Annotated in this window: 20 protein-coding genes and 1 riboswitch; of the genes, 8 read left to right on the top strand and 12 right to left on the bottom strand. The window is 74.1% G+C overall.

What is annotated here, in order from left to right:
* Position 1 precedes the first annotated feature (1 nt).
* The 4 genes from pknB to thiO all read right to left on the bottom strand — a co-directional run bounded on the left by pknB (position 2) and on the right by thiO (position 4,377).
* Complete coding sequence (gene pknB / locus AMK29_RS01530) at positions 2-1,930, bottom strand: Stk1 family PASTA domain-containing Ser/Thr kinase (RefSeq protein ID WP_198942166.1); 1,929 nt, start codon at positions 1,928-1,930, stop codon at positions 2-4.
* Between the two features lie 268 nt (positions 1,931-2,198).
* Positions 2,199-2,993 (bottom strand): thiazole synthase, encoded by a 795-nt coding sequence (locus AMK29_RS01525; protein WP_073806774.1) that lies wholly within the window; start codon positions 2,991-2,993, stop codon positions 2,199-2,201.
* Between the two features lie 5 nt (positions 2,994-2,998).
* Positions 2,999-3,199, bottom strand: a complete 201-nt coding sequence (gene thiS, locus AMK29_RS01520; RefSeq protein WP_073806773.1) for a sulfur carrier protein ThiS — start codon at positions 3,197-3,199, stop codon at positions 2,999-3,001.
* Positions 3,196-4,377, bottom strand: a complete 1,182-nt coding sequence (gene thiO, locus AMK29_RS01515; protein ID WP_073806772.1) for a glycine oxidase ThiO — start codon at positions 4,375-4,377, stop codon at positions 3,196-3,198. Before thiO ends, thiS begins: the two co-directional genes overlap by 4 nt.
* Positions 4,375-4,488, bottom strand: a riboswitch (TPP riboswitch). (Overlaps the previous gene by 3 nt.)
* Positions 4,489-4,582: 94 nt before the next feature.
* Here thiO and AMK29_RS01510 point away from each other — a divergent pair.
* From AMK29_RS01510 to AMK29_RS01490, 5 genes are all read left to right on the top strand, one after another.
* The gene (locus AMK29_RS01510) at positions 4,583-5,797 is read left to right on the top strand and encodes an NAD(P)/FAD-dependent oxidoreductase (RefSeq protein WP_073806771.1); all 1,215 of its coding nucleotides are present in this window, start codon (positions 4,583-4,585) and stop codon (positions 5,795-5,797) included.
* Positions 5,798-5,864: 67 nt separating this feature from the next.
* Positions 5,865-6,230 (top strand): Rv2175c family DNA-binding protein, encoded by a 366-nt coding sequence (locus AMK29_RS01505; protein WP_073806770.1) that lies wholly within the window; start codon positions 5,865-5,867, stop codon positions 6,228-6,230.
* 213 nt (positions 6,231-6,443) lie between these two features.
* Positions 6,444-7,097 carry a thiamine phosphate synthase gene (thiE, locus tag AMK29_RS01500; RefSeq protein ID WP_073806769.1) on the top strand — a complete coding sequence of 218 codons (654 nt, stop codon included), beginning with the start codon at positions 6,444-6,446 and terminating at the stop codon, positions 7,095-7,097.
* A gap of 152 nt (positions 7,098-7,249) precedes the next feature.
* Positions 7,250-8,167 (top strand): methylenetetrahydrofolate reductase [NAD(P)H], encoded by a 918-nt coding sequence (metF, locus tag AMK29_RS01495; RefSeq protein ID WP_073806768.1) that lies wholly within the window; start codon positions 7,250-7,252, stop codon positions 8,165-8,167.
* 54 nt (positions 8,168-8,221) lie between these two features.
* A complete protein-coding gene (locus AMK29_RS01490) occupies positions 8,222-9,049 on the top strand; it encodes a hypothetical protein (protein ID WP_073806767.1) in 828 nt (275 codons plus the stop codon).
* Between the two features lie 45 nt (positions 9,050-9,094).
* Here the strand turns inward: AMK29_RS01490 and AMK29_RS01485 are convergent, their stop codons facing one another.
* From AMK29_RS01485 to AMK29_RS01465, 5 genes are all read right to left on the bottom strand, one after another.
* Positions 9,095-10,537, bottom strand: a complete 1,443-nt coding sequence (locus tag AMK29_RS01485; RefSeq protein ID WP_198942165.1) for a phytoene desaturase family protein — start codon at positions 10,535-10,537, stop codon at positions 9,095-9,097.
* A 102-nt stretch (positions 10,538-10,639) separates the two neighbouring features.
* Positions 10,640-11,287 carry a DUF4126 domain-containing protein gene (locus AMK29_RS01480; protein ID WP_073806765.1) on the bottom strand — a complete coding sequence of 216 codons (648 nt, stop codon included), beginning with the start codon at positions 11,285-11,287 and terminating at the stop codon, positions 10,640-10,642.
* 269 nt (positions 11,288-11,556) lie between these two features.
* Positions 11,557-12,165 carry a TetR/AcrR family transcriptional regulator gene (locus tag AMK29_RS01475; protein WP_073806764.1) on the bottom strand — a complete coding sequence of 203 codons (609 nt, stop codon included), beginning with the start codon at positions 12,163-12,165 and terminating at the stop codon, positions 11,557-11,559.
* Between the two features lie 43 nt (positions 12,166-12,208).
* Positions 12,209-14,296 (bottom strand): YhgE/Pip domain-containing protein, encoded by a 2,088-nt coding sequence (locus AMK29_RS01470; protein ID WP_073806763.1) that lies wholly within the window; start codon positions 14,294-14,296, stop codon positions 12,209-12,211.
* Positions 14,268-15,257 (bottom strand): ATP-binding cassette domain-containing protein, encoded by a 990-nt coding sequence (locus AMK29_RS01465; protein ID WP_073806762.1) that lies wholly within the window; start codon positions 15,255-15,257, stop codon positions 14,268-14,270. The genes AMK29_RS01470 and AMK29_RS01465 overlap by 29 nt, the downstream gene beginning before the upstream one ends.
* A gap of 164 nt (positions 15,258-15,421) precedes the next feature.
* Here AMK29_RS01465 and AMK29_RS01460 point away from each other — a divergent pair, with 164 nt between their 5' ends.
* From AMK29_RS01460 to AMK29_RS01450, 3 genes are all read left to right on the top strand, one after another.
* Complete coding sequence (locus AMK29_RS01460; protein WP_073806761.1) at positions 15,422-15,949, top strand: SAV_6107 family HEPN domain-containing protein; 528 nt, start codon at positions 15,422-15,424, stop codon at positions 15,947-15,949.
* A gap of 67 nt (positions 15,950-16,016) precedes the next feature.
* A complete protein-coding gene (locus AMK29_RS01455; RefSeq protein WP_073806760.1) occupies positions 16,017-16,805 on the top strand; it encodes a class I SAM-dependent methyltransferase in 789 nt (262 codons plus the stop codon).
* Between the two features lie 272 nt (positions 16,806-17,077).
* The gene (locus AMK29_RS01450) at positions 17,078-17,482 is read left to right on the top strand and encodes a DUF3040 domain-containing protein (RefSeq protein WP_073806759.1); all 405 of its coding nucleotides are present in this window, start codon (positions 17,078-17,080) and stop codon (positions 17,480-17,482) included.
* A gap of 210 nt (positions 17,483-17,692) precedes the next feature.
* Here AMK29_RS01450 and AMK29_RS01445 read toward each other — a convergent pair whose 3' ends face one another.
* The 3 genes from AMK29_RS01445 to AMK29_RS01435 are packed head-to-tail and all read right to left on the bottom strand — an operon-like array spanning position 17,693 to position 22,475.
* Complete coding sequence (locus tag AMK29_RS01445) at positions 17,693-20,107, bottom strand: transglutaminase TgpA family protein (protein ID WP_073806758.1); 2,415 nt, start codon at positions 20,105-20,107, stop codon at positions 17,693-17,695.
* Positions 20,104-21,459: a DUF58 domain-containing protein gene (locus AMK29_RS01440; protein WP_073808151.1), complete on the bottom strand. Its 1,356-nt coding sequence runs from the start codon at positions 21,457-21,459 to the stop codon at positions 20,104-20,106. Before AMK29_RS01440 ends, AMK29_RS01445 begins: the two co-directional genes overlap by 4 nt.
* On the bottom strand, positions 21,459-22,475 hold the full coding sequence (locus tag AMK29_RS01435) for an AAA family ATPase (protein ID WP_073808148.1): 1,017 nt from the start codon (positions 22,473-22,475) through the stop codon (positions 21,459-21,461). The genes AMK29_RS01440 and AMK29_RS01435 overlap by 1 nt, the downstream gene beginning before the upstream one ends.
* Between the last annotated feature and the right edge of the window lie 53 nt (positions 22,476-22,528).

The raw sequence follows: 22,528 nt of genomic DNA, 5'->3' as shown, positions 1-22,528 counted from the left end.
TCTAGAGTCCCTTGATCGTGAGGGTGATGGTGGAGCCCTCGGGCGCGGTCTCGCCGCCCTCCACGGACTGCCCCGAGACCTCGGTGCCGAGGTAGGGGAAGGACTTCTTGACCTCCACCTCGAAGCCCGCTTCCTCCAGGGCCGTGCGGGCGTCGTCGGCGGTCTCGCCGGTGACGTCCGGGACCTCGACGAGCTTCGGGCCCTTCGAGACGGTGAGCGTGATGGTGTCGCCCTCGGCGGCACGGCTGCCCTCGGCGAGGGACTGCGCGGCGACGGCGCCGGCGTCCTCGGGGGAGTTGATCCGCTCCGGGGCGACCCGCACGGTGAGCCCGGCCTCCTGGAGGAGGGCCGTGGCGTCGCCGACGGTCTCGCCGGTGACGTCGGGCACGTCGATGGGCGCGCCCCTGCTGACCACCAGGGCGATGGCCGAGTCGGGTGCCCGCTCGGTGCCGGGCTCGGGGTCGGAGCTGATCACGGAGCCCTGGGCGACGGAATCGCTGAACGCGGTGGTGACCACCCCGGGGGCCAGGCCCTCCTTCTCCAGGAGGCGCTTGGCCTCGGCGAGCGGCTTGTTCCTGAGGTTGGGGACCTTCACGATCTGCGGGCCCCGGGAGAGGGTCAGGGTGACCGTGCCGTTGCCCCGCAGGCGCTCGCCCGGTGCCGGGTCGGCGGCCATGACGGTGCCGCGCTCGTACACGTCGCTGAACGCGCGTCTCGTCGTGCCGACCTCCAGGCCGGCGTCGGTGATGCGCTTCGTCGCGGCCGCCTCGGTCTGGCCGAGGACGGCGGGGACCCGGGTGAACTGGCCGGAATTGATGTACCAGACGCCGGCCCCGAGGCCGAGGGTCAGCAGGACGCCGAGGACGATCAGGAGGGGACCGCGCGGCGGCCGTCGGCGGGCGGGGGTCGGGGACGCCGGGGGCTCCGGCGCGGGCAGTCGGTTCGTGTGCAGCACCGGCTGGGGGTCCGCCGGCTCGGTAGCCGGTACGGCCGCCGGTACGGGCCTGGCGATCACGCTCGTCCGGTCCTCGGCGGTGTCCCGGGCCCCGGGCCGGGCCTGCGGGGGTACGGCGTCCAGCTGCTCCTCGCCGAGCGTGGCGCGGGCATCCCGGGCGAGGGCCAGCAGGGCGACGGCGTCGTGCGGGCGGACCTCGGGGTTGCGGGCCGTGGCCGTCGCGACCAGCTCGTCGAGCTCCAGGGCGAGCCCCGGGACGGCGGCGGAGGGAGCGGGTACGTCCGTGTGGAGGTGCTGGTAGAGCACTTGGGCGGGCGTGTCGCCGTCGTGGGGCTTGCCGCCGGTCAGCATCTCGTACAGGACGACACCGCAGGCGTAGACGTCGGCGCGGGTGTCGGCGGTGCCGTGCTCGATTTGCTCGGGCGCGAGGTACGAGACCGTGCCGAGGACCGAGCCGGTGGTGGCGGTCGCCGAGCCCACGGCCCGTACGAGACCGAAGTCGGCGACCTTGACCCGGCCGTCGTCCCCTATCAGGACGTTCTCCGGCTTCATGTCCCGGTGCACGAAACCGGCCCGGTGCGCGGCGCCGAGCGCGGCGAGCACGGGCTCCAGGATGTCCAGGGCGGCGCGGGGCGCGAGGGCGCCGCGCTCGCGCAGGACGTCGCGGAGGGTGCAGCCCTCGACGTACTCCATCGCCAGGTAGACGTACGCGCCCTCGGCGCCCTGGTCGAAGACGCCGACGACGTTGGGGTGCGCCAGGCGGGCGACGGACTTCGCCTCCCGGATGAAACGCTCGACGAAGGCGGCGTCGGTCGCGAGGGCGGGGTGCATCACCTTGAGCGCGAGGACGCGGTCGAGGCGGGTGTCCACGGCCCGGTAGACCGTGGCCATCCCGCCGACGGCGATGCGCGCGTCGACGCGGTAGCGGCCGTCGAGCAGCCGCCCGACGAGGGGGTCCTGAAGGGTCGTGTCCACGGCCACGAGTCTACGAGCCGGGGGGTGGGGGCCCGTGCGGGTGCCCGCGCACTGCAGCCCACCTGTGACGACCCCCGCCCCCACGCCCCCCGAATCACCTGCGACGCGCCCCCCGTGCGAGACCCCCAACCCGGGCCGATCCCCTGCCCGCGGGCCCGCAAACCGGTCCGGCCGCCGTGGGGGCCATCACCCACCCCCCGTGTGGGCATTCGTTCCTCCCCCAGACGGAGTCTGGGGGAGGAACGAATGCCCACAACGCGGGGCCGGGTCAGAAGGCTGGGCGTTCGGGGTCCAGGTGGGGGCGGCCGGTCGTGGGGGAGGACGGTTCCGCGAAGTGGCGGCGGGGGATCCGCCCCGCCCGCCACGCCAACCGCCCCGCCTCCACCGCATGCCGCATCGCCCCCGCCATCAGCACCGGCTCCTGCGCCCGCGTCACCGCCGACGCCAGCATCACCGCCGCGCACCCCAGCTCCATCGCGAGCGCCGCGTCGGACGCCGTGCCCGCCCCCGCGTCGAGGATCACCGGCACCCCGGCCCGTTCCGCGATGAGCTGGAAGTTGTGCGGGTTGCGGATGCCGAGCCCGGAGCCGATGGGCGAGCCGAGCGGCATGATCGCCGCGCACCCCACGTCCTCCAGCTTCCGCGCGAGGACCGGATCGTCGTTGGTGTAGGGGAGGACGGTGAAGCCGTCGTCCACGAGGGTCTCGGCCGCGGCGAGCAGCTCCTCCCCGTCCGGCAGCAGCGTCCGCTCGTCGGCGACGACCTCCAGCTTGATCCAGTCGGTGCCGAGCGCCTCCCGGGCGAGCCGGGCGGTGAGGACCGCCTCGCCGGCCGTGAAGCAGCCCGCGGTGTTGGGCAGGACACGGATGCCGAGCCGTTCGAGGACGGAGAGGACCGAGCCCTGGACGGTCGGGTCCAGGCGCCGCATGGCGACGGTGGTCAGTTCCGTACCGCTGGCGATCAGCGAGCGCTCCAGGACGTCGAGGCTGGGCGCCCCGCCGGTGCCCATGATCAGGCGCGAGGAGAACTCCGTACCGCCGAGGACGAAGGTGTCGTCGGACATCGCGTTCAGCCTCCCTGCACCGCGGTGAGGACCTCGACCCGGTCGCCCTCGCCGAGGAGCGTGGACGTCCACTCCCCGCGCGGCACGACCGTCTCGTTGAGGGCGGCGGCGACCCCGGAGCGGGCCGTGGTCAGGGTGGCGACGAGGGCGTCGAGGGTGAGCGGGCCGGAGAGCTCGCGCGGTTCTCCGTTCACGGACACGTTCATGCGGGCTGCTCCTGACGTACGGGAGGGGTGGGGGAGAAGCGGCGGGGGGTGAAGGGGCGCGCCTCGTCGGGCAGGACGCCCGTGGTGAGCACCTCGGCCATGACATCGCCGGTGACGGGCGTGAGCAGGACCCCGTTGCGGTAGTGCCCGGTGGCCAGGTGGAGGCCGGGCAGCGCGGTGGGGCCGAGCAGTGGCGCGTTGTCGGGGGAGCCGGGGCGCAGGCCCGCCAGGGTCTCGGTGAGCGGCAGCTCGGTGATCCCGGGGACCAGCTCGTGGGCGTCGCGCAGCAGCTCGTACACCCCGCCCGCCGTCACCGTGGTGTCCCAGCCGAGCTCCTCGCTGGTGGCGCCCACGACGAGCTCGCCGTTCGCGCGGGGCACCAGGTAGACGTGGCTGCCGCGGACGACGGCCCGGACCGTCCGGGACAGGAAGGGGGCGTACGGGGCCGGCACGCGCAGCCGCAGCACCTGGCCCTTCACCGGGCGCACCGGCGGAAGCACCTCGTCCGGCACGCCCGCGAGCCGGCCGCTCAGGCTGCCCGCGGCGAGGACGACCTGGTCGGCCGTCAGTTCCCGGCCGTCGGCGAGTACGGCGCCGCGCGCCCGGTCCCGTACCACCGTCAGGCTCTGCGCGAGGGCGCGGTGGAAGACCACACCGGCCCGTTCGCAGGCGACGAGGAGCGCGGCGGCCAGGCGGCGCGGGTCGACCTGGTGGTCGCCGTCGACGCGCAGCCCGCCGCGCACGCCCGGGGCGAGCATCGGTTCGAGGCGGCGGCACTCCCGGCCGCTGAGCCACTCGGAGGCGAGCCCGCAGCGGGTCTGCAGGGCGTGGAGTTCGCGCAGGTGGGCCCGGTCGTCGGCGTCGAGGGCGACGGCGAGGGTGCCGCAGGCGCGGTAGCCCACGTCGTGGCCGGTCGCCTCCTCCAACTCGGCGACGAAGGCGGGATAGCGGGAGGCGGAGGCGAGGTTGAGCCCGAGCAGGGTCTCCTCGCCGTAGTGGAGTTCGGTGACGGCGGCGAGCATCCCGGCCGCGACCCGGGCGGCGCCGCCGCCGGGGTCCGGGTCGACGACGGCGGTGCGCAGTCCGCGCCGCGCGGCCCGCCAGGCCGTGACCAGACCGATGATGCCGCCCCCGACCACGAGGACGTCGGAGACGTCGGAGACATCGGAGGAACGCATGGGCGTCCAGCCCCTCCCTTCGCCGGCATGACCCGGATCAGGTTCGTACGGTCGGAGGCCGTCCCAGCCTCCCTCTCAGCCCGGTGCGTCCGGGCTCCCGCGAGTGCTTTACGCCCGCCAGACTAGCTTCCGTCTCCGGGGGGGCCACAGACCCCTCCCGCGGCCCCGTATTCCTGATGGATCGTCAGATGCGTAAGGTGGTCGGGTGAGCGAGCAGAAGCAGGCCCAGCAGCATGTCGTGATCGTCGGCGCCGGGATGGCGGGCGTCCAGACCGCCGTCGCCCTGCGCGAACAGGGCTTCGCCGGCCCCGTGACCCTCATCGGGGCCGAACCCCACCAGCCCTACGACCGGCCCCCGCTCTCCAAGGCCGTCCTGCTCGGCAAGGCCGAGAACTCCGCCTTCGACGTCGACTTCGAGGCCCTCGGCATCGAGCTCCGCCTCGGCCTCGACGTCACCGGCCTGCGCGCCGCCGACCACGAGATCGACACCGAGGCCGGGCCCGTCCGCTACGACACCCTGGTCGTCGCCACCGGCGCCCAGCCGGTCACCCTGCCCGGCGCCGAGGGCGTCCCCGGCGTCCATCTGCTGCGGACCCTCGACGACGCCGAACGGCTCGGTCCCGTCCTGGCCCGCCGCCACACCGTCGTGGTCGTCGGCGCGGGCTGGATCGGCGCCGAGTTCGCCACCGCCGCGCGCGAGGCGGGCTGCGCCGTCACCGTCGTCGAGGCCGCCGACCGCCCCCTCGCCGGCGCCCTGCCCGCCGAGGTCACCACCCCCATGGCCGAGTGGTACGCGGCGAACGGCGCCGAACTCCTCACCCACGCGCGCGTGGACACCGTCGAGCCCGGCCGGGTCCTCCTCGCCGACGGCCGCGAACTCCCCGCCGACGCCGTCGTCGTCGGCATCGGCGCCCACCCCGCCACCGGCTGGCTCACCGGCTCCGGCATCGCCCTCGACCCGAGCGGGGCCGTCACCGCCGACGAGCGGCTGCGCACGTCCCTGCCCGACGTGTACGCCGTCGGCGACTGCGCCTCCTTCCCCTCCGCCCGCTACGGCGAGCGCCTCCTCGTCCACCACTGGGACAACGCCCTCCAGGGCCCCCGTACGGTCGCCGCGACGATCACCGGGGCGGCGGACGCGCCGTACGACCCCGTCCCGTACTTCTGGTCCGAGCAGTTCGGCCGCTTCGTCCAGTACGCCGGCCACCACGCGGACGCGGACGAGCTGCTGTGGCGCGGCGACCCGGCCGACGAGACCTGGTCCGTGCTCTGGCTGCGCGCCGGCGTCCCGGTGGCCCTCCTCGCCGTCGGCCGCCCCCGTGACCTGGCCCAGGGCCGCAAGCTCATCGAGACGGGTGCCGCCGTCGACCCCGCGCGCGCCGCCGACCCGTCCATCCCCCTGAAGGGCGCGCTCCGGTAGGGGTGTGTCCCGGGTGTCCCGCGGGGCCCGACTACCGGCTGTCAGTCCGGGATGGCAGGCTTGTCCCGTGACCGAGATTGACGTAAAGATCGATGCGCTCGTCCCCGCCTGGCTCTACGTGCCCGACATCGCGGAGATGCTCGATGTCGAGGTGACGCGCGTGCGGCAGCTGATCAAGGAAGGTCAGCTCATCGCCGTGCGCCGTGGAGAGAACAACGCCCTGCAGATCCCCGCCGCCTTCATCCAGGGCGACAAGATCGTCAAGGGGCTCGTCGGGACCCTGACCCTGCTGCGGGACGACGGCTTCACCGACGAGGAGATGCTGGAGTGGCTCTTCACCCCGGACGAGAGCCTGCCGGGCACGCCCGCGCAGGCGCTCGCTGAGAACCGCGGCACGGAGGTGAAGCGCCGCGCCCAGGCGCTCGCCCTCTGAGCCCCGCCCTCCGACGCTCACCCGCCGGGACACGGACGGCGGCGCGCGCCCGCACGGGCGACGCGGGTACCTGAGCACCGCAGACACCACCGGCGGATGCCGCGGCGGCCGGCCCCCACGGGCCGGCCGCCGCGGCCGCCGCGCCACCGGCGGGGGAGCACCCCGCCACCACCGACGGGGGATCACCCCGCGACACCGACGGGGGAACCACCCATGCCCACGCCTCGTGAGCGGCTCGCCGACGCCCGGCTCTACCTGTGCACCGACGCCCGGAAGCGCCAGGGCGACCTGCCCGACTTCCTCGACGCCGTGCTCTCCTCCGGCGTCGACATCGTGCAGCTCCGCGACAAGGGCATGGAGGCCGGTGAGGAGCTGGAGCACCTCGCCGTCTTCGCCGAGGCCGCCCGACGGCACGGCAGGCTGCTCGCCGTGAACGACCGGGCCGACGTCGCCCATGCCATCGGCTCCGACGTGCTCCACCTGGGCCAGGGTGACCTGCCCGTGCCCGCCGCCCGCGCGATCCTCGGCGGTGAGGTCCTGATCGGCCGGTCCTGCCACGCCGAGAGCGAGGCGGCCGCGGCCGCCGCCGAACCGGGCGTCGACTACTTCTGCACCGGCCCGTGCTGGCCCACCCCGACCAAGCCCGGACGGTACGCACCGGGCCTCGACCTCGTGCGGTACGCGGCGGGCCTGGCCCAGGACCGGCCCTGGTTCGCCATCGGCGGCATCGACGAGACCAACCTCGACGAGGTCCTGGACGCGGGCGCGCGCCGGATCGTCGTCGTCCGGGCCATCACCGAGGCCGACGACCCGGCCGCCGCCACGGCCGCCCTCGCCAAGCGGGTCAGGGAGCGCGCGGGGGCGTAGGCCCCCCGGTCGGAGCCACCGGCGGGCATCTGCTGGTGGTGGCGAGGGGCTCGGCGGTTCGTCCAAGGATCCGCCCGGCCACCTGTCCGAAAAGGTGTCCATCAGCCGGACACCGTTTACGCCGCCCGGCGCACCCCGTCTAACCTGCCCGTATGGCCCTTGGTACCGCTTCCGTCCGCTCGGACCGCGCCCGCACGGTCCGCGACATCCTCGCCTCCGGCGGCACGTCGTACTCCTTCGAGTTCTACGCGCCCCGGACCGAGAAGGGCGAGCAGGGCCTGTGGAACGCGATGCGCCGGGTCGAGGCGGTCGGACCGAGCTTCGTCTCCGTAACCTACGGCGCCGGCGGTTCCACCCGCGGCGGCACCGTCAAGGCCACCCAGAAGATCGCCTCCGACACCACGCTCACCCCGGTCGCCCACCTCACCGCCGTCGACCACTCGGTCGCCGAGCTGCGGAACGTCCTCGGCCAGTACGCCGACGCCGGTATCCGCAACATGCTCGCGCTCCGCGGCGACCCGGCCGGTGACCCGCTCGGGGAATGGATCGAGCACCCGGAGGGCGTCCGGTACGCGGCCGACCTCGTCCGGCTGATCAAGGAGTCGGGCGACTTCTGCGTGGGCGTCGCCGCCTTCCCGGAGATGCACCCCCGCTCCACCGACTGGGACACGGACATCCGGCACTTCGTGGACAAGTGCCGCGCGGGCGCCGACTACGCGATCACCCAGATGTTCTTCGACCCGGAGAACTATCTGAGGCTCCGCGACAGCGTCGCCAAGGCGGGCTGCGAGACCCCGATCATCCCCGAGGTCATGCCCGTCGTGAACGTGAAGACCCTCGGCCGGCTGCCCCAGCTGAGCAACGCGGCCTTCCCCGACGATGTGAAAGAGCGCATCCTCGCCGTCAAGGACGATCCCACCGCTGTACGCTCCATCGGTATCGAGTTCGCGACGGAGTTCTGCGCGCGTCTGCTCTCCGAGGGTGTCCCCGGACTGCACTTCATCACGCTGAACAGCTCCACCGCGACGCTCGAGATCTACGAGAATCTCGGACTGCACCAGCAGTCGTGACCGGTCGTACCCGCCCCGACCCGCGGCGGTGACCGTGGAGAGGGGCGGCGGGGCATGGGGTGGACGGTCCTCTACATCGCGTTCGGAGTGGTCGCACTGTGGCTGCTGGGGGAGGTGCTCCTCCAGTACAAGGCGCGGCTGCGCTGGCGGGTGCTCGCCTTCTGCGGCTTCCTCGGTGTGGTCATGGGCGTACTCATGTCCCTGGTGGCGGTGATCATCGCCGGGGCGGTCGCCTTCGCCGTCGGCCAGACGTACGTGACGCTGTCCTTCCGCCGCGGCTTCTCCACCGGCTGGGCCATCGGCGGCAACCCGGGCGCGAGCCGTCGCCGCAGGTCCGGTCCGCCCGCGCAGGCCGGGCCCACCCTTGAGGTCACCGAGCTCTCGTACAGCGGCGAGGACGCCCCGTACGACGGGCGGGAGGGCGCCGGCGAGCAGCCCGCCGCGGAGACCACCGCGGTCTACGAGCCCCTGCCGATGCCCGACGACACCGGCCAGTACGGGGTCTACGGCACGGGACAGGACACCGCTCACGGCGGCACGGGCCACGACGCCCACGGCACCGGCTACGACCCGGCGTACGACCCCTACGCGCAGTCCTACGAGCAGCAGCAGCCGGCCTACGACTACGGTGCCGCGGCCGCGCAGCAGCAGTACGCCGCCTACTCCGACCCGTACATCGGGCCGGGCACGGACGGCCAGCAGTACGGCGCCTACTACGCCGACCCGTACGCCGCCTCCTCGTACTCCTACGACACGCCGCCCGGTGGGGTCTGGGTCCCGCAGCAGCGCGACACCGAGCCGGCGCCGCAGCCGCAGCCGGGGACTCCGGGCCCGTTCGGCTACGAACCGCACCAGGACGACCAGCAGCAGTACCGCTACTGAGACACCGTCGAGGGCCCCGGCACCGCCGGGGCCCTCTGCCGTGCCCTACCGCGAGCCGCGGAAGTCCGCGCCCTCCACGATGAACCCGGCCACCAGCGCGCCCGACATGCCCGCGTGGGCGAGCCCGCCGCCCGGGTGGGACCAGCCGCCCGCGAACCAGAGGCCCGGCAGCGGGGAGCGGTTGTCGGCCGGGAGCAGCCGCCCACCGGCCCCGGCGAGCGCGGGCCCCGGCACCTCGGCGGCGCCGGTCTCCCGCCGTACGTCCTCCGGGGTGCGGACGTGCTGCCACAGCAGCCGCCCCCGCAGCCCCGGAACCGCCCGCCCGGCAGCCTCGACCATCCGCTCCGCGAAGGCCTCCCACCCGGCCGCGTCCCGCTCCGGAGCCGTGGGAACGGTCGCCGTGACCGTCACCGACTCGTGGTCCGCGTCGGGCCGCAGCGCCGGATCGTCCGGGCGCAGCACCGTCACCGTCGGCCGCTCGCCCTCCGCGTGCACCACGGTGCGGTGGACGGCCTCCGACTCGCGGGGCCCGCGCAGCGCCAGACAGGCCGTCACCCGGCTCGTCCCGATCGCCTGGTGGCCCGGCAGGCCGTCACCGGCGCCCCCCTCGACGACACGGTCCCGGTAGAGGGCGGGCACCGGGGCGCCGGAGACGACGTGATCGGCCTCCACGATGTCGCCCCCGGCCGTCCGGATGCCCACCGCCCGGCCGTCCTTCTCCAGGACGGCCTCCACGGGCGTGTCGAAGACGAACGCGACACGCCGCTCACGGCACCGCTCGTACACCGCGTCGGCGAGCGCCCGCAGCCCCCCGCCCACGTACCAGCTGCCGAAGGTCTGCTCCATGTACGGCAGGACGGCGGCCGACGCGGGGGCGGTGGCCGGGTCGAAGCCGTACGACCACGCGTACGCGTCGAGCAGGGCGGCGAGCCGCGGCTCGCGCAGCTCCCGCGCCCCGACCTGCGCGAGCGTCGTCGTCGGCCGCCGCAACAGGCCCGGCTTCAGGGCCGGGTACGGCTCACGGGCCAGGGGGGCCGGATCGGCCGGCCGCGGCTCCTCCAGGAGCGGGCGGCGGGTGCGGTCCCAGGCCTCGCGGGCCCGCACCAGGAAGTCGCCCCAGCGCTCGCCCGCGCCCGCGCCCAGCGCCGTGTCCAGGGCGGCGACCGTGCCGGCCCTGGAGGCGTTCGGCAGGTCCACGCGCGTGCCGTCGGCGAAGACATGACGGGCCGCCGGGTCGACCTGCGTCAGCGCGACGCGCTCCTCCAGCGGCTCCTTGCCGGTCTTCACGAACAGGTCCCGGTACACGGCGGGCAGATGCAGCAGCCCCGGGCCCGTGTCGAAGGCGAAGCCGTCCCGCTCGAAGCGGCCGACCGCGCCGCCGTACGTCGAGCCCCGCTCGTACACCGTCACCCCGTGGCCCGCCACGGCCAGTCGGGCCGCCGTCGCCATGGCGCCGAGTCCCGCGCCGATCACCACAATCCGTGCCATGCCGGCGACTTTATCCGGCCGCTCCGACAGCGGCGGCGGCCGCCGGCGGCAGCCCGGCCGGACGTCGGAGAGCGGCCCGGCCGGACCCCGGGGAGCGGCCCGTCAGAAGTGCTCCGACCCGTCGTCGGAGGGGGGCCGTGACCGCGCCCCGGCCGTCACGCCGGCGAGCCGCCTCTCCTCACGGCGCTGGGACCTGCGGCGCAGGAAGCGGCGGATCCGCTGCGCGAGGAAGACCAGTACGGCCAGACCGAGGGCGAGCAGGACGGCCGCGACGACGGCCGCGGCCACCGGGTGGAAGACCGCGAAGGTGATGATCGCCGCCACCCCGAGGTCCTCCGCCAGGCTCAGCGCGACATTGGAGAACGGCTCGGGCGACGAGTTGACCGCCATCCTCGTCCCCGCCTTGACGAAATGGCTCAACAGGGCCGTCGAACCGCCGACCGCGCCCGCCGCGAGTTCGGGCAGCGAACCGTTCTGACCGGCGAGCAGGGCGCCGACGACGGCTCCCGCGACCGGTCGGATCACCGTGTGGACGGAGTCCCACACCGAGTCGACGTACGGGATCTTGTCGGCCACCGCCTCGCACAGGAAGAGCACGCCGGCGACGACGAGGACATCGGTGCGCTGCAAGGACTCGGGCACCTCGTCGGTGAGCCCGGTCGCGCCGAAGACGCCGAACAGCAGGACCACCGCGTACGCGTTGATCCCGCTCGCCCAGCCGCTGGTGAACACCAGGGGGAGTACGGACACGCCCGCGATGGTAACCACGTCTGAGTACCCGTACCTAGAGGTCGAGATGAGTAGGTGCGCGGATGGGCCGGGGCGGGCCGGGACGGCAGAGTGGGGTCCACGGAAGGGGCGCGGCTCCGGCACCGCCGGCACGGGGCTGCGGAACGGGGCCGTGCACCTGCCGGTACGGGGGAGCGGGAAAGGGACCGGTGCGGCGAGGCTCGGGGGGATCGAGCCTCGCCGCCCGGTCCACGCGCGTGTGCCGCCCGGTTCCCGTATGTGGCCGGTCCCTACCGCCCGCCCACGCGCCCGTGCAGCAGCCGGGACAGCGCCGCGTGCACGTCGTCGAGCGAACGCTCGCTCTGGAAGGCCTGCCAGTCGAGCGCCGCCACCAGCACCATCCCGACCAGCGCCGCCGCCGTGAGCTGCACGTCGATGTCGTCGCTCAGCTCCCCGGCCGCGACCGCCTCGCGCAGCACCCCCTCGACCACCGCGACGGCCTCCTGGCGGACCACCAGGAGCGTCGAGTTCCAGGCCCGGTTGGTGCGCCACAGCTCGGCCACGTACAGCTGGGTGAAGGCCGGGTAGCGGTCGATGAAGACGAGGCCCGCGCGGATCATCGCGTCGAGCGCGTCGACCCGGCTCCCACCGCGCTCGGCGGTCTCCTCGGCCGCCGAGCGCAGCGAGGCCGTGAGCAGCGACACGCCATGGCGCAGCAGCTCCTCGAAGAGCTCGGTCTTGCTCTTGAAGTTGTAGTAGACCGTGCCCTTGGCCACCCCGGCCCGCTCGGCGATCTCGTCCACCGTGGTGGCCGAGAAGCCCTGCTCCGCGATGAGGGTGACGGCCGCCTCGTAGAGCTTCGCGCGCGTGGCCTGGCGTCGGGTGCTGCTGCTGTCCATGGGGTCGATTCTCACAGGTGTCGCGGGTGTCACCGGCCCCGATTCACAGGGTCAGTTCGGGGTGGAGCCGGTCGAGCGTCCAGACCTGCCGCTTGCGCGCCGAGACCGCGGTCAGGGCCAGGGCGCCCACGGTGAACGCGGTCAGGACCGCGCAGGCCTGCCAGACGGGCCCGATCCCGCCGCCGGTGATCAGCCGGCGCAGCGCGTCGACCACGTAGGTCATCGGCAGGAAGGGGTGGACGGCGTTGAAGAAGCCCGGACTGGTCTGGACGGGGTACGTGCCGCCCGCCGAGGTCAGCTGGAGCATCAGGACCGCGAGGACCAGGATCCGGCCGGCGGCGCCGAACCGGGCGTTGAGCCACTGGATGATCGCGGCGAAGCAGCAGGTGACCAGGGTGAGGAAGCCGACCGTGCCGGCGGCCCTGGCCATCTGGAGGCCGAGGCCCCAGTGCAGGACCGACATGAGGGCCGCGACCTGGAGGACGCCGATCGCCGCCACCGGGAACCAGCCCGCGAGCGCGATCCGCCAGGCGGAGGCGCCGGCGGCGAGGGCGCGCCGGTTCAGCGGCTGGATGATCATGTAGGCGACCATCGCGCCGACCCAGAGGGAGAGCGGGATGAAGTACGGGGCGAAGCCGGTGCCGTAGTTCGGCGCCTTGTGCAGGGACTGGGAGGCCAGCCGCACCGGGTCGGCCATGACCTCCGTACGCCGGTCACGGTCCTGTTCGTCGTAGTCCGGGATCCGCTCGACGCCGTCGCGCAGGCCGCCGGCCAGTTCACCGGAGCCGTCGGCGAGCTTGAACAGGCCGCCGTCGAGGGCGCCCGCGCCCTTCTTGAGCTTGCCGACGCCGGTGTCGAGGCTGACGGAACCGGACTTGGCCTCGGTGATGCCGGAGTGGAGCCTGTCGGCGCCCGCCGCGACCTTCTTCGCACCCGCGTTGAGCTCGTTGATCTTCCGGATGGCGTCCTCGACGTCCTCGTCGAGGTGCGGGGCGCGGGCGGCCAGCTCGTCGGCCTGCTTCGTGAGCGTGACGAGCCGCGCGTCCAGGGTCTTGATGTCGCCCTTGCTGTCCTTGGTCAGCTCGTGCACGTCGTCCGCGATGGTGGCCACGTCGCCGGCGGTGACCGAGGCCTCCTTGAGCCTGGCGCAGATCCGCTCGTCGGCCCCCGGCTTCAGCTCGCACTCCTCCCGGTGGATCGCGGCCAGGCCGTCGTCGGCCTTGTGCGCGGCCGTACGGAGCACCGGGGCGCGCTCGACCAGGTCGTCGAGCCGGTGCCGGACGGCGGTGGCGGAGTCGGAGACGAGCCGGGCGGTGTCGCGGATCGACCTGCCGTTGTTCGCCAGGTACGGGCGGACCTTGTCGGCGGTGCCGTTCACCTTGTCGGCGAGCGACTGCGTGCCGTCCGCGACCTTGCGGGAGCCGCTCTCCAGGTCCTTGGCGCCCTTGTCCAGCTTCTTCAGGCCGGCGGCCAGGTCACCGCTGCCGGTCTTGGCGGTCGTGAGACCGTCGGCCAGGTCCTTGGAGCCCTTCTTCGCCTTGTCGACGCCCTGCTTGAGGTCGGTCGCGCCCTTGGCGGCCTTCTCGGTGGCGTCGTGGATGTCGGAGAAGGAGATGAAGATCTTGTCGAGGAAGGACCGCGAGGACTTGGTGGAGGCCGCGGTGCGCACCTCGGAGAAGACCGTCCGGGAGATCTGCCCGACGATGTAGTTGTTGGCGTCGTTCGTCCGCACCCGCAGGGCGCCGGTCTCGGGCGAGTCGCCCGAGCTGGACGCGATGCGTGAGCTGAAGTCGGCGGGCATGGTCAGGGACAGGTAGTACGTCCCGTCCTCGACGCCCCGGCGGGCCTCGTCGTCGCTCACCCGGTGCCAGGCGAAGGTGTTGCTCTCCAGGAGCCCCTGGGTGAGGTCGTCGCCGGCGTTGATCCTCTTGCCGTCGGTGGTGGCCCCCCGGTCCTCGTTGACGAGGGCGACGGGGATCTTGTCGAGCCTGCTGTACGGGTCCCAGAACGAGTACAGGTACAGGGCGCCGTACAGCAGGGGCAGCAGCAGGATCGCGACGAGCGCGGCGCGCGGCAGCTTTCCCCTGCCGAAGCGCTTCAGCTCAAGCGCGGCCAGTTTCGGCGAGCGCATCGGCCGCCCCCTCCTCGGTCGTGTGGTCGGTGCTGGTGCTGGTGCTGGTTCCGGTGCCGGTGCCGGTGCCGGTTCCGGTGTCGGTCTCGGCCGCGTCGGGGGTGGCGGCGTCGGTGTCCGCGTCGGGCGCGGGCTTCTCGGCCGGCGCCTTCGGCTCCGCCGCGTCCGCTTCCGTCGCGTCCGGATTCGCCGCCGCTTCCGTCACGTCCGCTTCCGTCGCGCCCGGATCCGGCTCGGCCGGATCCGTCGTGGCCGCGAGCGTGGTGATCCGCAGGGCGTCCTCGGGAGCCTCGCTGCAGACGGCGAGGACGGTCGTCCCGGCGGCGGCCACCGAGCGCAGCAGGGCCCAGGCCTCGGCCCGGTCGGCGTCGGAGAGCTTCAGGTCCGCGTCGTCCACGGCGAGGAGCCGGGGGCGGCCGATCAGGGCCAGGGCGGTCGAGAGCCGCAGCGCTTCCAGCCGCTCCAGATCGCGTACGGAGGTCCGCTCGCCCTTCGGCAGCGCGGAGAGGTCGAGCCCGGCGGCCGCCACGGCCTCATCGATCCGGGCCCGGGTCGCCGCGGCCCGTTCGGCCGGGCGCCGCAGGAGGGCCCGGACGGAACCGTCGTAGCGGCGCTGGAGCAGGGCCCGCTCGCGCAGGTGCTCGGCGACCGTGAACGCGGGATCCAGCTCGCTGACGCCTGGCACCTGCCCGAGGGCGCTGATCCTGCGGACCGCGGCCATCTTCCGGGGCAGCGGGAGGCCGCCCACCTCGGCGGAACCCTCCTGGGCCTTCATCCGGCCCGTGAGCGCGAGCAGCAGACAGGTGCGGCCCGAACCCGAGGGTCCCTCGATCGTCACCAGCGAGCCCGGCTCGGCCCGGAAGGAGACCTCCCGGAAGGCCCAGCCGCGCGGCCCCTTCAGTCCGAAGCCGTCCGCGACGACGGCGGCACCGTGCGGTCGCTCCTCGGCTTCCGCTCCCACGGGCCCACCCCCTGTTCCCCATTTTTGAACTGACTGGTCAGTGCAAAAACTACCCCGGACCCGGTTTCCAGGCAAAAGCCCAGGTCGGCGGCGTTGTCAGTGGGGTCGGGCACGATGGACACATACGGCCACAGCGCCGTCACGCGACGACAGGAGGACTCGTCATGGCAAGCCCTTCCGCAGCAGCCGCGCCCCGCCGCCACCCCGGGGGCCGTACCGTCCCCGCGCAGTCCGGGCCCGCGTCCGACATCCACCCCGTCCCGCGCCGCACCGCCGCCCCGCCCGCCGCCCTCGACCTCCTCGCCAAAGCCCGTGCCGGACTGGCCGAGGCCGCGACCCTCGACCGTCCCCACGAGCGGTACGCCGCCGCGCACCTGGCCGCCCTGCGGGCCGCCGCCGCCGTGCTCGCCGCCCGCGCCCTGCCCGAGACCGGCCGCCGCCGACAGCGGATACGGAGCGCCTGGGAGCTCCTCGCCGAGCTGGCCCCCGAGCTGACCGAGTGGAGCGCCCTCTTCGCCTCGGGCGCCGAGCGCAGGGCCCGCGCCGAGGCCGGCATCGCGAGCGCCGCCACCCGGCGCGAGGCCGACGACCTCCTCAGGGACGCCTCCTTCTTCCTGCGCCTGGTCGAGCGGCTGCTCGCCCTCCAGCCGGTCCCGCCCCGCCGACCGGGGCCGGACGGGGCCGGCGGATGATCCGAAAGCCGAGGCTGAGGCCATAGGGTGGGGAGCGTCCGTACCCGTCACCGAGGAGTCAACAGCCGTGCCGGACCCTTCCCCTGCCTTCGGCCGAGAGACGTCGTCGCGCCCGTCGCGCGCCTCCCTGCGTACCGCCGTCGTCTGGGACGTCCTCAAGGAGGCCCTCGACCGCCGGGTCGAGGCCACCGGCGAGGACAGCCTCGACGTCCTCGACACGGGCGGCGGCTCCGGGAACTTCGCGGTGCCGGTCGCCCGCCTCGGCCACCGGGTCACCGTCGTCGACCCCAGCCCCAACGCGCTCTTCGCGCTGGAGCGCCGGGCCGCCGAGGCCGGCGTCGCCGACCGGGTGACCGGCGTCCAGGGCGACATCAGCGGCCTCTTCGACGTGGTCGGGCGCGAGAGCTACGACACCGTGCTCTGCCACGGCGTCCTGGAGTACGTCGACGACCCCGCCGAGGGCGTGCGGAACGCGGTCGCGGCCCTCCGGCCCGGCGGCAGCCTCAGCCTGCTCGCCGCCGGGTTCGGCGGCGCCGTCCTCGCCCGCGCCCTCGCCGGGCACTTCACCGAGGCCCGCCACGCACTCGACGACCCGGCGGGCCGCTGGGGCGCAGGTGACCCCGTGCCCCGGCGCTTCACCGCCGAGCAGCTCACCGAACTCGCCGACGCGGCGGGACTCGCGGTCGGCGCCGTGCACGGCGTCCGGGTCTTCGCCGACCTCGTCCCCGGCGTCCTCGTCGACACCGAACCCGGTGCGGCGGAGGCCCTGCTGAAGCTGGAGGCGGCCGCCGCCGAGCTGGCCTCCTTCCACGCGATCGCCACGCAACTGCACGTGCTGGGCGAGAAGCGGGCCTGAGCAGGACGGCCACCCGTTCGGCGTCGCGGGCGACGGCACTCCATGGAGTAGGCCACAGCCCGCCCCGTTACGGGCTGCGCCCCGTATGATCGGGGGACAGCATCCGGCATGACAGGTGAGGGGCTGGGGAATCAACGCCTCAGCAACCGATCCGCATGGCGGCCCGGATTGGCTATTCGGCATTGAGGGCGGGTTTCACGGGGGCGATTCCCTGCCTATCCTGAAAGGGCCGCAAACCGGTCGCCCCCGCGACCGACGACTAGGAGGACTCCGTGCCGCTCTCGGAGCACGAGCAGCGAATGCTCGAGCAGATGGAGCGAGCGCTGTACGCCGAAGATCCCAAGTTCGCGACAGCGCTCGAGGGAAGCGGACTGCGTACGTACACCCGGCGACGGGTCTACCAGGCAGTCGCCGGCTTCCTGGTGGGTATCGCGCTCCTCATGGCCGGAATGGTCGCACAGCAGATCTGGATCAGCGTGGTGGGATTCCTCGTCATGCTGGGCTGCGCGGTCCTGGCGGTCACCGGATGGCGCAAGGCGCCGAAGCCCGGTGAGCAGCCGGCCCAGGGCGGGGTGGCGGCCGGTGGCCGTCAGACCCGGCAGCGACGCTCCATGATGAACCGGATCGAAGAGCGGTGGCAGCGCCGCCGCGACGAACAGCAGGGCGGCGGCCACTGACGGGCCGCGAGCGGTAGCCCCGCACACACCTGACGAGGCCGAGCCCCGTAGGACCCGCACCCCGAGCGCGCGCCCTACGGGGCTCGCCCATGTCCAGCCGCTGTGCCGGCACCCGGCCGCGCCGCCCCCGCCCGTCCCGCCCCGCGGGACGGGACCACTCGCGGGACGTCCACACGGGCGGGTGGTGAGTCCCGCCCGTGTGGAGGTCGGTCAGCCCGTCTTCGGGGCCGTGCGGCGCAGGCGGGAGAGGGCCGCGTGGCGGCGTACCGCCCAGTTCGTCGACCATGCCGACCAGCGGGCCGACGCCGTCCACCGGACCCGCGCCGCCGAGCGCGGTGCCAGGCTCGCCCGGAGCCGGCCGCGCCGGTCCGCAGCGGCGTGGAAGCCCGCCCGTACCCGCGCGGCATCCTCCGCGAGACCTGCCGCCGGGCGCGGACGAGGCGCGTACAGGACCTCCTCCACCGCCCCCGCCACCCGGTGCACCGCGTCCGCCGCCTCGTCCCGCAGTCCGCCCAGGCGGACGATCCGCGCCGCCGTGTTCCTCGGCGTCCGCGACTCGTCCGGCTCGACCCCGTAGTCCCAGGCGGTGTCGTTGATCTCCCGCCAGACGGCGAGCGTCCGCGCCGCCGTCTCCCCGGGCCCGCGCGCACCCTCCGAACCGAGCCGCCGGGACCGGACCCGGGTCCGCCAGAGCAGGGGAAGGAAGGGGAGGGAGAGCACGACCAGGGCCCCCAGCGTCAGCAGGACCACCGTCAGGTGATCGGGGCCGGAGCCGTCCGAGGACACCCCGCCCACCGCCGCCTCCGGACCGCAGTCGCCGAGCCGCCGCATCTGCGCGGTGCAGCTCTCCGAGGCGCTGGGCACGGCGGACGGCTGCGCCGAGGCGCTCTGCTGGGGCTGCGCGGGACCGGTGGCCGTACCGGAGGGCGTGGTCTCACGGGTGTACGCGGGGGTGGAGCCCCGCGACGGGGTCGGCTCGAACCGGGTCCAGCCGGCGCCCTCGAAGTACAGCTCGGGCCAGGCGTGCGCGTCCCGGATGCCGACCGAGACCGATCCGTCGGTCTGCGTCGTGCCCGGCATGAAGCCCACGGCGACCCGGGCCGGGATGCCGAGCGAACGGGCCATCGCCGCCATGGAGAAGGAGAAGTGGACGCAGAAGCCCTCCTTGTCCTTCAGGAAGCGGGAGATCGCCTGCACCCCGGTGCCGGACTCCACCTCGACGTCGTAGCGGAAGCCCCCGTCCCGGGCGAACCAGTTCTGGAGCTTCACCGCCTGCTCGTAGTCGTTCGCCGCGCCCTGGGTCACCCGCAGCGCGGTCGCCTTCACATCGGCCGGGAGCGAGGGCGGGACCTTGGTGTACTCGGCGAGCAGCTTCTCCGGTGCGGGCCCGGCCGCGGCGAGCCGGTCCGGCGTCGGCCGCACGTCCAGGCTGGAGACCTGGTAGCGGGCGCCCCGGGTGGTCTGCTTGTCGTCGCCGACGAGCATCCGGCCGGCCGGCTCGTACCGCCAGCGTCCGTCGATCTCGACGCGGCCCGCCGGGTACGGCATCGGCAGCCACTTCTGCTCGTAGCCCTCGGAGGCGACGAAGTTGGTGGTCACCTCGGTGATCTCGACGTCCTGGGAGAGCCCCTGCGGCCAGGGCAGCTGCTCGGGGACGTCCTCGATCGGCCGGACCGAGGACTTCCACGAGGTGCCGTCGAACTGGTCGAGCGCGACGAGCCGCAGGTACATGCCGGAGGTGTCGCGGGCGTTGGTGCGGTAGCGCAGGACCTCCCGGTCCTCCTGCTGGCGCAGGTTGTCCTGGAGGGAGACCAGCGGGTTCACGGCCGAGATCGTGCCGCCCTTGCCGACGCCCCCGGTGCCCTCGCCGTCGCCGTTGCCGAACAGCCCGCCGGTGAAGCCGGGCAGCGCGAGCGGGACCACCAGGGCGACGCCCATGGCCACGGCGCCGATCCGGCGGCCGGTGCGGGCCGGCGCGAAGGTGGGGCCGCCGCTCCCGACGGCCGAGCCGGGCCGCCCGGAGCGCTGGGCGCCGCCGAAGACCCGCCCCCACTGGGAGAGCCGGTCGCGGGCCTCCGCGAGGAGCAGCAGCAGATAGCCGGAGGCGGCGAGGAGGAACCAGAGCCAGCCCGCGCCGCCGCCGGAGAGCCCGGCCGCCACCGAGTACAGGGCGAGCAGCGGAAGACCGGCCGGGGCCGCCTTGCGGAAGGTCACCGACAGGGCGTCCACGAGGAGACCGATCATGACCACACCGCCGACCAGCATGAGCCGGATCCCCTCGGTGTCCGGCGCGGGGATCGCGTACCGGCCGACGTCCTCGGCGCCCGCCCGGAACAGCTCGGCGGCATGGCTCCAGACCTGCGGGCCGGGGAGGAACCAGAGGACGGCCTGCTCCCGGGCGAAGATCACGGTCAGCGCGAGCAGCGCGACGACGATCTGGGCGAGCAGGGTCAGCGGCCGGGCGAGCGGCGCCCGCCTGGCCAGCGTGCCCGCTCCGCTCACCAGGGCGAGGACGAAGGCCGCGGTGAAGATCCAGGTGGCCGGCTTCACCAGCGGGAGCAGTGCTCCGGCCCCCATCAGGGTGGCGGCCCAGGCGGCCAGGGTCAGCCGTGCGCGCCCGCTCATGACCATCCTCCGTAGGTGTCGGCGGAGGCGGACTCCGCGCGGACTCCGGCCGCCTGCTGCCACAGGTCGGCGAGCCGCGCGCCGGGCGGTACGGCCAGCGCCGTCCAGCCCGCCTCGCGCAGCTGCTGTACGCGGTCCTCGACCGCCCCGGCGACCGAGCCGCCGGTGAGCCAGGCCCCGGAGTCCAGGACGAAGGCGACGGCCGCTCCGGCGCGGCCGCGCATCCGGGCGGCGAGGGCGGCCTGTTCCTCGTCGAGGTCGCCGACGAAGGCGATGAGCAGTCCTTCGTCGCCGCCCCGCAGGACGTCGGACGCCCGGGAGAGCCCGCCGCCCTCGGAGTGGTCGACGACCGCGAGGGTGTCCATGAGGAGACCGGCCGATTCGGCCGAGTCCAGTGCCGAGGCGGCGAAGCCGTCGGAGCCCTCGCCGGGCACGGCGCTGCCGGTGTCGGTGACCAGCCGGACGGCGTAGCCGCGCTCCAGCATGTGGACCAGCGAGGAGGCGGCTCCGGAGACCGCCCACTCGAAGGCGGAGTCGGGGCCGGAACCCTGGTAGGCGACCCGGCGGGTGTCGAGGAGCACCGTGCAGCGGGCCCGCTGCGGCTGCTCCTCGCGGCGGACCATCAGCTCGCCGTAGCGGGCGGTGGAACGCCAGTGCACCCGGCGCAGGTCGTCACCGTGGCGGTAGGCGCGCGGGATGATGTCGTCGTCTCCGGCGAGGGCGAGCGAACGCTGCTGCCCGTCGCCGTACCCCGAGGTCTCGCCGACGAGCTTCACCGGCGGCAGGCTCTCGGTCCTCGGCACGACGGTGAGGGTGTCGTACGCGCTGAACGAACGGGTCAGCTCGCACATCCCGAACGGGTCGTTGAGCCGCAGCTGGAGCGGACCGAGCGGGAAGCGGCCGCGCAGGTCGGAGCGGACCCGGTAGGACACCTCGCGCCGCCCGCCCGCCTCGACCCGGTCGAGGACGAAACGGGGGCGGGGCCCCAGCATGTACGGCACGTGGTCCTGGAGCATCAGCAGCCCGGTGGGCAGCTTGGAGACGTTCTCCATCCGCAGCTGGACCCGGGCCTCGGTGCCCGCCTCCACCCGCTGGGGGGTGAGCCGGCGGGAGGCGGCGACCCGGTAGCGGGTGCGGTGCAGCACGAGGACGCAGATCAGCGGCAGCGTGGCGAGCAGCAGCCCGACGCGCAGCAGGTCGGCCTGGCCGAGGACGTACGCGCAGACGGCGGCGGCCACCCCGGCGGCGAGGAAGGAGCGGCCACGGGTGGTGAGACCGCCGAGGGCGGTCCGCAGACCGCCCCGGTCGTCCTCGTCGTCCCGCTGTCCGTCCGGCACGGCAGCGCCTCCCATCACAGCCGCCGGGCGCCGGGCTGCTGGCCGTAGAGCGGTCCGGCGGGCGGGGCCGCGGCCGGGACGGGGGTGCGCTGCAGGATGTCCTGGACGACCTGCTCGGCGGAACGGCGGTTGAGCTGGGCCTGCGCCGTCGGCAGCAGCCGGTGGGCGAGGACGGGCGCGGCGAGGGCCTGGAGGTCGTCGGGCAGCACGTACTCGCGTCCGCTGAGCGCGGCGGAGGCCTTGGCGGCCCGCAGCAGGTGGAGCGTGGCGCGCGGGGAGGCGCCGAGCCGCAGGTCCGGGTGGGTGCGGGTGGCGGAGACGATCTCGACCGCGTACCGGCGTACGGCGTCGGCGACGTGGACCGCGCGCACCGCCTCGATCAGCTTCAGGATGTCGTGGGCGTGGGCGACCGGCTGGAGGTCGTCGAGCGGGGAGACCGAGCCGTGCACGTCGAGCATCTGCAGCTCGGCCTCGGGGCTCGGGTAGCCGATGGAGACCCGGGCCATGAAGCGGTCGCGCTGGGCCTCGGGCAGCGGGTAGGTGCCCTCCATCTCGACCGGGTTCTGCGTGGCGACCACCATGAACGGGCTGGGCAGCTCGTAGGTCTGGCCGTCGACCGTGACCTGTCGCTCCTCCATGGACTCGAGCAGCGCGGACTGGGTCTTCGGCGAGGCGCGGTTGATCTCGTCGCCGATGACGATCTGCGCGAAGATCGCGCCCGGCTTGAACTCGAAGTCGCGGCGCTGCTGGTCGAAGATCGACACGCCGGTGACGTCCGAGGGCAGCAGGTCGGGGGTGAACTGGATGCGGCGCACCGAGCAGTCGATGGACCGGGCCAGAGTCTTGGCGAGCATGGTCTTGCCGACGCCGGGGACATCCTCGATGAGGAGGTGCCCCTCGGCGAGCAGCACGGTCAGAGAAAGCCGTACGACCTCGGGCTTGCCCTCGATCACGCTCTCCACCGATCTGCGCACCCGCTCCACAGTGGTGGTCAGATCAGTGAGGCTCGCTCGATCGTCATAGGTCGTCACCCGGCCCTCCTCGGCCTTCCGGAACACGGACACCTGCCCCCGTGGAAACATTC

It is taken from the genome of Streptomyces sp. CB02261 (assembly GCF_001905665.1).
Lineage (GTDB): Bacteria > Actinomycetota > Actinomycetes > Streptomycetales > Streptomycetaceae > Streptomyces.
This window is presented reverse-complemented; position numbering and strand designations above follow the sequence as displayed.

Bases quoted from the DNA above. Each gene is read 5' to 3' on its own strand.
- metF (WP_073806768.1), top strand. From the start codon at position 7,250: ATGGCCCTTGGTACCGCTTCCGTCCGCTCGGACCGCGCCCGCACGGTC.
- AMK29_RS01460 (WP_073806761.1), top strand. From the start codon at position 15,422: ATGGCAAGCCCTTCCGCAGCAGCCGCGCCCCGCCGCCACCCCGGGGGC.
- AMK29_RS01470 (WP_073806763.1), bottom strand. From the start codon at position 14,296: ATGCGCTCGCCGAAACTGGCCGCGCTTGAGCTGAAGCGCTTCGGCAGG.
- thiS (WP_073806773.1), bottom strand. From the start codon at position 3,199: ATGAACGTGTCCGTGAACGGAGAACCGCGCGAGCTCTCCGGCCCGCTC.
- AMK29_RS01485 (WP_198942165.1), bottom strand. From the start codon at position 10,537: ATGGCACGGATTGTGGTGATCGGCGCGGGACTCGGCGCCATGGCGACG.
- AMK29_RS01445 (WP_073806758.1), bottom strand. From the start codon at position 20,107: ATGAGCGGGCGCGCACGGCTGACCCTGGCCGCCTGGGCCGCCACCCTG.
- AMK29_RS01475 (WP_073806764.1), bottom strand. From the start codon at position 12,165: ATGGACAGCAGCAGCACCCGACGCCAGGCCACGCGCGCGAAGCTCTAC.
- thiE (WP_073806769.1), top strand. From the start codon at position 6,444: ATGCCCACGCCTCGTGAGCGGCTCGCCGACGCCCGGCTCTACCTGTGC.
- AMK29_RS01440 (WP_073808151.1), bottom strand. From the start codon at position 21,459: ATGGGAGGCGCTGCCGTGCCGGACGGACAGCGGGACGACGAGGACGAC.
- AMK29_RS01525 (WP_073806774.1), bottom strand. From the start codon at position 2,993: ATGTCCGACGACACCTTCGTCCTCGGCGGTACGGAGTTCTCCTCGCGC.
- AMK29_RS01490 (WP_073806767.1), top strand. From the start codon at position 8,222: ATGGGGTGGACGGTCCTCTACATCGCGTTCGGAGTGGTCGCACTGTGG.
- thiO (WP_073806772.1), bottom strand. From the start codon at position 4,377: ATGCGTTCCTCCGATGTCTCCGACGTCTCCGACGTCCTCGTGGTCGGG.